The sequence below is a fragment of the Streptomyces sp. NPDC093094 genome (assembly GCF_044754345.1).
Lineage (GTDB): Bacteria > Actinomycetota > Actinomycetes > Streptomycetales > Streptomycetaceae > Streptomyces.
In genome coordinates, this window is the sequence record NZ_JBIVOX010000039.1 from 1 (window position 1) to 11,466 (window position 11,466).

9 protein-coding genes are annotated in these 11,466 nt (G+C 74.0%); all 9 read right to left on the reverse strand.

All coding sequences use genetic code 11. The annotated features are described in order from the left end of the window. Positions 1 to 961: homocysteine S-methyltransferase family protein (locus ACIQGV_RS39225; protein ID WP_402504173.1), on the reverse strand; the 961-nt coding region annotated here is incomplete at its 3' end. Next, complete coding sequence (locus ACIQGV_RS39230; protein ID WP_402504176.1) at positions 958 to 2,025, reverse strand: carbohydrate kinase family protein; 1,068 nt, start codon at positions 2,023 to 2,025, stop codon at positions 958 to 960. The genes ACIQGV_RS39225 and ACIQGV_RS39230, both read right to left, overlap by 4 nt. A gap of 37 nt (positions 2,026 to 2,062) precedes the next feature. After that, a complete protein-coding gene (gene metK / locus ACIQGV_RS39235) occupies positions 2,063 to 3,286 on the reverse strand; it encodes a methionine adenosyltransferase (protein WP_402504179.1) in 1,224 nt (407 codons plus the stop codon). A 70-nt stretch (positions 3,287 to 3,356) separates the two neighbouring features. Further along, entirely contained in the window at positions 3,357 to 5,501 is a 2,145-nt protein-coding gene (locus ACIQGV_RS39240) for a condensation domain-containing protein (RefSeq protein ID WP_402504181.1), read from the reverse strand. A gap of 209 nt (positions 5,502 to 5,710) precedes the next feature. Then, positions 5,711 to 6,427, reverse strand: coding sequence for a response regulator transcription factor (locus tag ACIQGV_RS39245; protein ID WP_402504183.1), 717 nt, complete (start codon positions 6,425 to 6,427; stop codon positions 5,711 to 5,713). A gap of 143 nt (positions 6,428 to 6,570) precedes the next feature. Then, on the reverse strand, positions 6,571 to 7,425 hold the full coding sequence (locus tag ACIQGV_RS39250) for a 4'-phosphopantetheinyl transferase family protein (RefSeq protein ID WP_402504186.1): 855 nt from the start codon (positions 7,423 to 7,425) through the stop codon (positions 6,571 to 6,573). Between the two features lie 79 nt (positions 7,426 to 7,504). Beyond that, positions 7,505 to 9,265 carry an acyl-CoA dehydrogenase gene (locus tag ACIQGV_RS39255; protein WP_402504188.1) on the reverse strand — a complete coding sequence of 587 codons (1,761 nt, stop codon included), beginning with the start codon at positions 9,263 to 9,265 and terminating at the stop codon, positions 7,505 to 7,507. A gap of 380 nt (positions 9,266 to 9,645) precedes the next feature. Then, on the reverse strand, positions 9,646 to 9,828 hold the full coding sequence (locus ACIQGV_RS39260) for a DUF5302 domain-containing protein (RefSeq protein WP_402504190.1): 183 nt from the start codon (positions 9,826 to 9,828) through the stop codon (positions 9,646 to 9,648). Positions 9,829 to 9,921: 93 nt separating this feature from the next. Then, entirely contained in the window at positions 9,922 to 11,427 is a 1,506-nt protein-coding gene (locus ACIQGV_RS39265; protein ID WP_402504193.1) for an MFS transporter, read from the reverse strand. Between the last annotated feature and the right edge of the window lie 39 nt (positions 11,428 to 11,466).

Genomic DNA, 11,466 nt, shown 5'->3' on the forward strand with positions numbered 1-11,466 from the left:
CGAGGTCACGGACGCGTTCGACGACCTGCCGCAGGTGCTCGGGGGTGGTGCCGCAGCAGCCGCCGACCAGCGACAGCCCGTAGTCCCGGACGAAGCTCTCCTGCGCGTCGGCGAGTCCCTCGGGGCCGAGGGGGAAGTGGGCGCCGTCCTTGGTGAGGACGGGCAGGCCCGCGTTGGGCATGCACAGCAGGGGGATCCGGGAGTGGCGGGCGAGATAGCGCAGGTGCTCCGTCATCTCGGCGGGGCCGGTGGAACAGTTCAGGCCGATCATGTCGATGCCGAGCGGCTCCAGGACCGTCAGGGCGGCGCCGATCTCGGAGCCGAGCAGCATGGTGCCGGTGGTCTCGAAGGCCATCGAGCACAGCAGGGGGACATCGGCGCCGAGAGCGTCCATGGCGCGGCGGGCGGCGACGACCGATGCCTTGGTCTGGAGGAGGTCCTGGGTGGTCTCCACCAGCAGGGCGTCGGCACCGCCCGCGAGGAGGCCCTCGGCGTTGGCCTGGAAGCCGTCACGGAGGGTGCCGTAGTCGATGTGGCCGAGGGTGGGCAGCTTGGTGCCCGGGCCGATCGAGCCGAGGACCCAGCGCTGCCGGCCGGTGCGCGCGGTGACGTCGTCGGCGGTCTCGCGGGCGATGCGGGCACCCGCCTCGGACAGCTCGTGGACGCGGTGGGCGATGTCGTACTCGGCCATCGCCGCGTGGTTGGCGCCGAAGGTGTTGGTCTCCACGCAGTCCACGCCCGCGGCGAGGTACGCCTCGTGCACGGAGCGCACGATGTCGGGGCGGGTGACGTTGAGGACCTCGTTGCAGCCCTCCAGGTCCTGGAAGTCCTCCAGAGTGGGGTCCTGGTCCTGGAGCATCGTGCCCATGGCTCCGTCGGCGACCACCACCCGGGTGGCGAGCGCCTCGCGGAGCGCGGACACGCGGGTCCGGCTGTCGGCGGGGGTACGGGGCCCGGTCATGCGGCACCTTCCAGGGCCGGGGCGGGTGCGGCGCGGACGCCGTCCGGGGCGGGTGCGGGGTCCACGGCCCCGCGGTCGGTGGTCATACGGTCCAGGGCGGGGGCGAGTTCGGCCGCCGCGTCGTCGCCGTAGGCGCGGGCCGCCGTGCCGAGCAGCCGTGCGCGGTCGGCGCGGTACGTCTGGGAGCCGACGGCGGCGAGAGCCTGCGCGGCCAGGACGCAGCCCAGCCGGGCGGCGGGGACGACGGCCAGACCGCGGGCGACACCGGCGAGGAACCCGGCGCGGAAGGCGTCGCCGCCACCGGTCGGATCGGCCACCGGCAGCCCGGGAACGGCGGGCACGGTCAGCGTCGGCCGGTCGGCGCACTCGATGCGCACCCCGTCGCCGCCGAGGGTGGTCACCCAGGCGCCGACCCGCCAGAGCACGCCCTCGCGGGTCCAGCCGGTGCGCTCCAGCAGCAGCGCGGCCTCGTACTCGTTGGTGAACAGCCAGCGCGCCCCGTCGACCAGGTCGCGGACCTGGTGGGGTCCGAGCCGGGCGAGCTGCTGGGAGGGGTCGGCGGCGAAGGGCAGACCGAGGCGACGGCAGTCGGCGGTGTGCCGGAGCATCGCCTCGGGGTCGTTGGGGCACACCAGCACGAGGTCGGGCCGCTGCGCGGCCGGCAGGTCGACCTGGCCCAGGTCGATGTCGCGGGCCTCCTCCATGGCGCCCGCGTAGAACGCGGCGATCTGGTTGGCGTCCTGGTCGGTCAGGCACAGGAAGCGGGCGGTCCGGCGGGTGCCGGAGACACGGACCGCTCCGGTGTCGACGCCGTGCGCCTTCAGCCAGGTCTCGTACTCGGCGAAGTCGTCGCCGACGGCGCCGACGAGCAGCGGCGTGTGGCCGAGACTGCCGAGGCCGAAGGCGATGTTGGCCGCCACCCCGCCCCGCCGCACCTCGAGGGTGTCGACGAGGAAGGAGAGCGAGACATGGGCGAGCTGGTCGGGGATCAGCTGATCCGCGAACCTGCCGGGGAAGACCATCAGATGGTCGGTGGCGATGGAACCGGTGACAGCGATGCGCATGCCGGGATCTCCTCGGGGGGCGTCGGGACCGACCGCCTCAGCGGCCGGCCGCGTCCCGGAGCAGCTGGGCGCGGTCGGTCCGCTCCCAGGTGAAGTCGGGCAGCTCACGGCCGAAGTGGCCGTAGGCGGCGGTCTGGGAGTAGATCGGGCGCAGCAGGTCGAGGTCGCGGATGATCGCGGCCGGGCGCAGGTCGAAGACCTCGGCGACGGCCTTCTCGATCTTCTCGGGCTCGACCTTGTGGGTGCCGAAGGTCTCCACGAACAGACCCACCGGCTCGGCCTTGCCGATCGCGTAGGCGACCTGGACCTCGCAGCGGGAGGCGAGGCCCGCGGCGACGACGTTCTTGGCGACCCAGCGCATGGCGTAGGCGGCGGAGCGGTCGACCTTGGACGGGTCCTTGCCGGAGAAGGCGCCGCCGCCGTGGCGGGCCATGCCGCCGTAGGTGTCGATGATGATCTTGCGGCCGGTGAGGCCGGCGTCGCCCATCGGGCCGCCGATCTCGAAGCGGCCGGTCGGGTTGACCAGCAGACGGAAGCCGTCGGTGTCGAGCTTGATGCCGTCCTCGGCGAAGCGGGCCAGGACCGGCTCGACGACCTGGGTGCGGATGTCGGGAACGAGCAGCGAGTCCAGGTCGATGTCGCTCGCGTGCTGCGTGGAGACCACGACGGTGTCCAGGCGGACGGCCTTGTCGCCGTCGTACTCGATGGTGACCTGCGTCTTGCCGTCGGGGCGCAGGTAGGGGACGGTGCCGTTCTTGCGGACCTCGCTGAGGCGGCGGGAGAGCCGGTGCGCGAGGTCGATCGGGACCGGCATCAGCGACGGTGTCTCGTCGGTGGCGTAGCCGAACATCAGGCCCTGGTCGCCGGCGCCCTGCTTGTCGAGCTCGTCCGTCTCCCCCGTACGGGCGGCACCCTCGACACGGGACTCGTACGCCGTGTCGACGCCCTGGGCGATGTCCGGGGACTGCGCGCCGATGGAGACGGAGACGCCGCAGGAGGCGCCGTCGAAGCCCTTGGCGGAGGAGTCGTAGCCGATCTCCAGGATCTTGTCGCGGACGATCTGGGCGATCGGCGCGTACGCCGACGTGGTGACCTCGCCGGCGATGTGGACCTGGCCGGTGGTGATGAGGGTCTCGACGGCGACACGGGACGTGGGGTCCTGGCGCAGCAGCGCGTCGAGGACGGCGTCGCTGATCTGGTCGGCGATCTTGTCGGGGTGGCCCTCGGTCACGGACTCCGAGGTGAACAGGCGACGGGACATGACTCTCCAGAGGTTGACGTCTCACGACGGCCCTGCGGGCCGTCCGTGCGCCGTCGCCGTGCGGCCGGGTTCAGGGACGTCCGGCTCGTGCGGCGACGGTTTCGAGCATCCGGGCGAGCGGGGCGGCGCCGGTCGTGGTGCCGGTGAGCACCACGAGCGGGGGGCGGCCGCCGCTCGCCGCGATCAGCCGGGCGATCTCGTAGGCGGCGCTGCCGCCGCCGGAGAACGCGCACAGCACCAGCAGCCCGGCGCCGCCGGCCAGCGGCCGCAGCGCTTCGTGGCGGGCCCGGGCGCCGCCGGGCACGCTGCGCAGCAGGACGATCGACTCGGGGCCCTGGTAGGCGGCGGCGAGCCGGTCGTAGCGGGAGCGGGGGGTGCCGTGCGTCTGCACCAGGCAGACGACTCCGGCGCCCGGGTCGGCGGCGAGCCGCAGCGGTACCAGCGGCAGATCGGCCGGTTCGTCGGTCCCCGGGGGCCGTGAGGGCCTGCGGGGTCCGGCGGGGCCGGGGTCCTCCTGCGGTGCTGGCCGCCGCCCGGCCGTGCCGTCCGCGGCGGCCAGCAGTCGCAGCAGGTCGGCGACGGTCGTGGAGTCGCCCGGCAGGTAGGGCAGTTCGCCGAGGAGCAGTGCGCTGTGCGTGAGCACCTCGGCGGCGTCGGTGTGGGGTCCGCGGTCGTAGGACGCGGTCAGCACCAGACCGCCGTCGTCGCCGGGGTGGGCGACGAGGGTGACGGGGAAGGCGGTGCGCGCGCCCAGCGGGTCGGGCCGCTCCACCCGCACGCCGTGCGCGGCGAGTTCCTCCGTCAGGTCGTCGGCGGGGTGCGGTCCGCCCTCGAAGACGAGGAGGCTGCCGTCGGCGGGGAGGTTCCCGGCGGGTGCCCGGTCCCGCGGGTCCGCCGGGTCCGCCGTGACGGTGCGGCTCGGTGCGGACCAGGTGTGGATCTGGCCCGGTGACACCCATTCGTACGAGGTCATGTCCAGGATGCGGTCGCGCAGTTCGGCGAGGAGGCCGGCCACGGTGCGGCCGGGGTCGACCTCGACGCCGATCGGCAGCGGGGTGCGCAGCGCGGCCGGGAGGCGGTCGGCGCCCTCGAAGAGGATGCCGCGGCCGGAGGCGGTGACGCCGAAGCGGACGTGTGCGGTGCCGTCGGCGCCACCGGCCCGGTACAGCAGCACCGCCCACACGGCCTGGAGCACACTGCTCTCGGTGCTGCCCAGGCGGGCGGCCCAGGCGGTCAGCCGTTCGGTCTGGTCGGCGGTCAGCCGGACCCGGGTGCGGCCGGTGCGCGCCGGGCCGGGTGCCTCGGCGAGCGGGACGGGCGAGACCGCGTCCGCGGGCGGGGCACCCCGCGACCAGAACTGCTGTGCGGGGGCGGTGTCCTGGTGGCCGAGCCAGCGGACGTAGTCGCGCAGGTCGGGGCGGCGCTCGCCGCCGGGCAGCCGGCCGCCCGCCAGGTAGGCGCGGTAGAACTCGCGCAGCAGCAGCCGTGCGCTCCAGTCGTCGAGCAGGGCGTGGTGGTAGGTGAGCAGCACCTGGGCGGGTGTGGCCGTGCCGTCGCCGCCGAGGACGGTGACGCGCAGGCCGCAGGGGCGGCGCGGGTCGAGGCCGCGCCGTACGTCGTGTTCGACCAGGTCGGTCCAGCGGACGGAGCCGTGCGGCAGCCACAGCACGTCGGCGCTGACGTCGTCGTGCAGCACCAGCAGCGGTTCGGGCCCGTCGTCGAAGGCGGCGCGCAGCACGCTCTCGTGGTCGACGACGGACTGCCAGGCGGCGCGGAACCGGTCCGGGTCGAGCGGCCCGTGCCAGGCCCACGACAGCCGCTCGACATGGCGGCCGGGGTGGGCGTCGGCGTCGGCGAGCAGTTCGCGCATCAGCGGGGTCGGTGCGAGCGCGCGGGTGGTGCGGGCGCCGGACGCGGGCGGCCGGGTCAGCAGGTCGGCGAGCAGTCCGTAGGGGAACGGGCCGCCGGGCGGCTCCGGGTCCTCGGCGGTCAGCCGCAGGGTGTGGTGGCCGGCATCGTGCCGGTCGACGCGGTGGCGCAGGGCGGGCGTGCCGGGGGTGCGGACGGCGGCCTGGTCGAGCGCGGCCTCCAGCCGGGTCTCGTCCAGCGGGCCGTGCAGTTCGAGGGTCGGCTCGTCGTGGGGGGCCGGTCCGAGGTCGACGACGACGCAGGTCGTCTCCCCGTCCGGCGGGGGTGAGGTGTGATTGGCGGTCATCGGCTGTACGGGGCGCGCACCTCCGTGGCCGCGCGTACGGCGTGCGGTCGACGCGTACGGCTTGTGTGCACGACCTCGGCGTACGGCTGCGAAGGCCCCCTCCTCCCCTCTGTGCGAGCGCCCAACGAGTATGTGCGGGGCCGCCCATACGGACCTGATACGGCGCTGACACCGTGATGGACGGTGTGGTCGGCCGTGGTGCCGCCGGGTCAGGCCGGGCTGCGCAGCCCCGACTCGAAGGCGTAGATGGCCGCGTGGACGCGGTTGCGCAGACGCAGTTTGCCGAGCAGGTTCTGCACATGGGTCTTGACGGTGTGCTCGGACAGGGTGAGCCGGCCGGCGATCTCGGTGTTGGTCAGTCCGCGCGCCAGCAGCTCCAGCACCTGCCGTTCGCGGTCGGTGAGCGCCTCGGGGCCCACGGTGGAGACGGTGGTCCGGTCCTGGGCGCGCGGTGCGCCGGCGGCCGTGCCGTCGTCCTGCGGGCGGTCGTCGGGCTGGACGCGGTAGCCGGCGGCGGCGAGCACGAGCGCGGAGGCCAGTTGGTCCGGGGTGGCGGTGTCCGGCAGCCGGCCGCTGGCGGGGGTGCCGGGCCCGTCGGGTGCGCCGCCGACGACGACCAGCCGTGGGTGCGGGGTGCGGGCCGGGTGCCGGGACAGGTGGGACGCGCTGTCGCCGTGGGCGAGGACCACGTCGGGGTGCAGGGCCGGCAGCAGGTCGAGGGCGCCGGGGTCCCCGTCGCCGACCAGGTGCACGGCGGGGTGGCCCGCGAGCAGGGATCTGATGCCCGCGCGGGCCAGCGCGTCCGCGGCGAGGACGTACACCCGTACCGGGGTGCCCGGGGCGGTGGCCGTCTGCGGCGGGCCGGGCAGTACGTGCAGCGAGGCACGCCGGACCGGCCGGCGTGCGGGGAAGCCCGGTTCTGCCATGACGGCCTCCTCGTCCCTCACGTCCGCAACCGTCGCCCGGAACGCTAACGGGGCGCGGTGCGCGACGCCGGTTCCTCGACCGGTCCTGGACGTGGGCGCGAGCGGGGCTCCGGGCTGCCGCCACGGGGCCCGGAGCCGTGGGGTCAGAGGGTGAGCAGGTCGGTGACGGCGCCCATGAAGCCCTCGTCGAGCATGGTGTGCGGGGCGGTGTCGCGGGCGGTGTCGAGGCCGGCGTCGTGGCAGGCGGTGCTGATGAGGTAGCGGCCGAGGACCCGGTGGGTGGCGAAGGCCCATTCGCCGCGGGAGGCGGGCCGGCCGTCGGGGGCGAGGAGTCCTCCGCTGCCGGTGCCGAAGCCGAACTCGGTGAAGCCGAGCCGCAGTCCCTGTCCGATGGCCTTGGTGTACGCCTCTTTCAGGGTCCACAGTCTGAGCAGTCCGGCGGCGCGCTCCTCCTCGGGCAGCGGTTCGAGTTCGGCGCGTTCGGCGGGGGTGCAGACATGGCTGTGGAGCAGGTCGAAGGACATGGAGCGGTCGGCGGGTTCGGCGTCGACGCCGACGCGGCCGTTGCGGCTGACGCCGACGGCGATCAGGTCGTCGGTGTGGGTGAGGCTGATGTCGACCTGGTCGAGGCCGCGCAGATAGGGCCGGCCGCCGATCTTGTAGGCGAGGTCGAGTTCGGCGGCCTCGGTGCCCAGCGCGGCGGCGGCGGTGAACTTGGTGACGAGGCGTGAGGTGACGAACCGGAACCGCACCAGCGGGTCGGTGGTGCGCCGGTAGCGCTGCCAGTCGCGGCCGAGCAGGGGCCGCAGTCCGGGGTCGGTGACGGCGGGGCCGAGCCATTCGCCCCAGGTGGTGAACACGACGGCGTTGCCGCGCAGCCGCATGCCCTCGTGGACCCGGTGCCAGGGGCCGTCGGGGCCGCCGACGTGGACGGGTTCGCTGATGCGGTCGGCGTCGTCGGGTACGCACGCCGGGTCGATGCGGGTGAGCGGGTTCACCTCGGTCCACCCCTTTCCGTGGGTCGTCGCGCGGGTCGTGAGCGGTCCGGGCGGGCCCGGTGGCGGCGGTGACGGGCCGTCACTGGGCCAGGACCGTGGCGGCCAGGTCGCAGCCGAGGCCGGCCCGGTAGCGGCGGACCAGTTCGTCCAGGACCTGCTGGATGCAGCCGTCGGGCAGGTCGGGCACGGGGATGCCGAGGCGGGCGCCGATCCGGGACAGGGCGAGCACGGCCCAGGCGGCGTCGGCGAGGAACGGGTCGCTGCCGTCCTGGCCCTCCCAGACGCCGAGGACGGCGGCGGCGGCCACGACGAGGCTGTAGCGGTCGCTGAGCACGGCCACCGCCGGGTCGGACAGGCCCCGTCCGCCGTGCCGGGGAAGCTGCCGGCAGGTCTCGCGCAGGGCGCGCAGTTCGGCGGTGAACGCCTCGGCGAGGGCGGCGAGCGCGGCGATCTGCCCGCCGACGCCGCGGGCGGGGGCGAGCCGGGCGGCGGAGCCGAGCAGGGAGGCGGCCATGAAGTCGCCGCCGCCTGCGATGCCGAGCGCCCGGTAGTCCAGCGGGGGCAGTTCGGCGCCGGCGCGGAACAGCTCGGGCGGCGGTTCCTCCTCGGCGAACCAGGCGGTCTCGGCGAGGGTGCGCAGCTGCGGCACGATCACGGACTGGCAGGAGGCGGTGCCGGCGTGGCCGAGTCCGGCGACGGGCAGGTCGCGGACGAGTTTGTCGAGGGCGCCGTACTCGGGGCTGTCGTGCTCGTAGCCGCGTCCGCCGAGGACGGCGGCGAGCTCTTCGAGGTTCTCCCGCAGCAGGTCGGGGACGACGTACTTGACGGCGGCGGCGAACACATGGGCGCGGTCGGGCAGCAGGCCGAGGGCGCGCAGCGCGACGGTGGCCATGGCGTCGCAGGCCAGCAGGTCGGCGAAGACTCCGGTGAGCGGTTTGTGCCAGCGGCGGGCGACGGGTCCGCTGCGGCCGGTGGTGGCGGCGCGGACCGCGGAGTGCAGGACGGTGTCGGCTGCGGCGGTGACGACACCGCAGATGACGCTGCGGTTGACCTGGAAGGTGCGCAGGGCGAGGGCGACGCCGTCCCCGATGCCGCCGACGAGCGCGTCGGCGGGCACCGGCCGGTCCTCGAACTCCAGTCCGGCGAAGAGGGCGCCTCGCATGCCGGAGGTCGTCACGCGCGGCAGGTGCCGCATGCTGCCGGGCGGCGCGTCGGCGGGGTCGAGGACGAACACGGAGTGGCTGCGGGGTCCGCGTGCGGGGTCGGTGCGGGCGTAGACGATGTGGGCGTCGGCGCGGGCGGCGTTGATGATCAGGTCCTTGCGCCCGGCGAGAAGGTGGCCGCCGCCGGGCGCGGGGCGGGCGGTGAACTCATGGCGCAGGATGGCGTTGGCGTGGGCGAGTTCGTGGTGCAGGATCGTCGCCCGTCCGCCGCCCAGCAGCAGACCGGCGACGTGACGGCGCTGCTCCTCGGTGCCGGCGGCCCAGACGGCGCCGGTCGCGAACAGCGAGGTGATGCCGTGGCCGAAGCCGAGGGCGACGTCGCGCCGGAAGACGGGGCGCAGGGTGCGGGCCAGCAGGTCGGCGCGGGTGAGCCGGCCGCCGTACTCGGCGGGTACGAACTCGGCGGCCAGGCCCGCGCCGTCGAGGAGTTCCTCGGTCTCGCGCGGCGGGGTGCGCCGGTCGTCGGCGGCGAACAGGGCGCGCAGGCCGTGCGGGTTGGCGGGGTCGTAGGGGTCGCCGAGCCGGGCCTCCAGCCGGGCCGCGCGCAGGTCGGCGGCCGCCTCCCAGTCGCCGGGTGCGGCGCCCGGCGCGTGTCCGGTCTCGGCGGTGGTGGTCATGGCGCGGGATGCTCCTTCGTCCGGGACGGGCCGGTCGCGCGCCCGTACGCCACCTTCGCCGCGGCACCTCGCGGCCCGCTGGGGCGCCGCTCGAACCATGATCCAGACGCGGCGCGGGCGGCGTTCCGGACGTTGACGCGATTTCGCTGCTCAGCACCGTGAATTCCAGGCATTCCCTACCGTTCCTCAAGCGTTTTCCGAGTGGTTTCCGAGTGCCGGGCGACCGGATGTGCGGTGGATCACCGGAAGGCCACGAGGACCGGGGCGGAGCGGGTTCCGGGCCGGATCCCGGACATGCGAAAGGGCTGCCGCGGGCTCTTTTCTCCCAGTGGGTCGAAAAGAGCCCGCGGCAGCCCCGGGGCGTGTGTGCGGTGTGCCGCTCAGCCGGTCTTGCGCCGGAAGTAGCGCTTCTGGCCCGCGGCCCCGCTCATGCCCTTCACCCGCAGCCGGCCTTCTTCGTGGGCCTGGCGCGCCCGGGTGGTGTCCGCCTTGCGGGAGAGGGCCTCACGGAATTTGGCCCGGGCGTCGTTCTCGGTGGAATTCGTCTCCGGAGTTTCCGACATGCATACCTCCTGGGGGGAATGTGCGACATCAAGGCTGGCACAGGATCACGGCACCGGCCAGACAGGTTTTCCGTACGGGGAACGGAATTCGGACTACGCGGGATCGGGTACGAGGCCGCCGGCGGGGTCCGCCTGACGAGCGGCGGAGTCGGCGGTGGCGGTGTCGGGCTTCTTGGAGGCGGGCAGCAGCGGGCTGAGCAGGGCCACCAGGACGAACACGCCCGCGTTGTACCAGAGCGTGGCGGCGGTGGCGTCGCTGAAGCGTTCGGCGGTGCTGCCCGGCCCGGAGCCGGAGAGGCTGAAGAAGATCACGCCGACGACGGCGATGCCGACGGCCGTGCCGAACTGGATGAGCGCGTTGACCACGCCGGACCCCGCGCCCGCGTCCTGCGGCGGGACGTCACCGAGGACGACATTGGTGAGGATCGGCGAGCACAGGCCCATACCGAGACCGACGACGAGTTCGGCGCCCGCCACCTGGAGCCAGGTCAGGTCCGGGCCCTGGGTCTTGGTGAGCACGATCATCAGCAGGGTGCCCAGAGCCATGACGGTGGTGCCGAGGGCGACGAACGCCCGCCCGTTGGCGGTGCCCTTGCGCCAGGCGATCTGGAAGGTGGCGGTGATGCCGATCGGGAAGGCGACGGTGACCAGGGCGGTACGGATCGCGGACCAGCCGAGTCCGAGCTGCATCTGGTAGGTCAGGACCAGGAAGAACGAGGTGATGCCGGAGAAGGCGAGCATCACCACGAGCGCACCCGCGGTGAACGAGCGGAGCTTGAACAGGGTGGGGGGAACCAGCGCGGAGGCGTCCTTGGCGTGCCGGCGGCGCTGGTGGAACGCGAACGGCACGAGGAGCGCGAGGCCCACGCCCATCATGACGAACATCCAGGCGGGCCAGCCCTGTTCGCGTCCCTGCACCAGCGGGAACATCAGGCCGAGCGCGGCCAGGCTGACCAGGAAGACACCGGGGACGTCCAGGCGCGGTGCCTGCTCGGAGCGGCTCTCGGGCAGACACCAGGCGGCCAGCGCGACGGCGAGCACTCCGAACGGGATGTTGATGAGGAAGATGGCACGCCAGCCCAGGCCGAACACATCCAGGTCGGTCAGCAGACCTCCGAGCAGCGGACCGCTGACGCCGCCGAGGCCCAGCACGGCGCCCATCATGGAGAACGCCATGACCCATTCCTTCTGCTCGAAGGTGGTCATGATGACGCTCATCACCTGCGGCACCATCAGCGCGGCCATCACACCCTGCACCAGGCGTCCGCCCACCAGCATGGCCGGCGAGGCGGCCACGCCGCACGCCACCGAGGCCAGGGTGAAACCGACGACGCCGGTGATGAACAGCCGCTTGCGGCCGTAGATGTCACCGAGCCGGCCACCGGTGATCAGGAACACGGCGAAGGCGAGGGCGTAGCCCGCGAGGGTCCACTGCGCGGTGGCGAAGTCGGCACCCAGGTCGTCCTGGATGCTGGGCAGGGCGACGGTGACGATCGTGGAATCGACGTTGTCGAGGAACGCGGCGAGCAGCACGACGGCGAGAGCCACCCATTTGCGGCGGGATCCCGCCTGCGCCGGTGCGGTCTCTGTCGTTGACACTGTCACTTGATCAACTCCCGTAGGAACACGGTCGGGTGG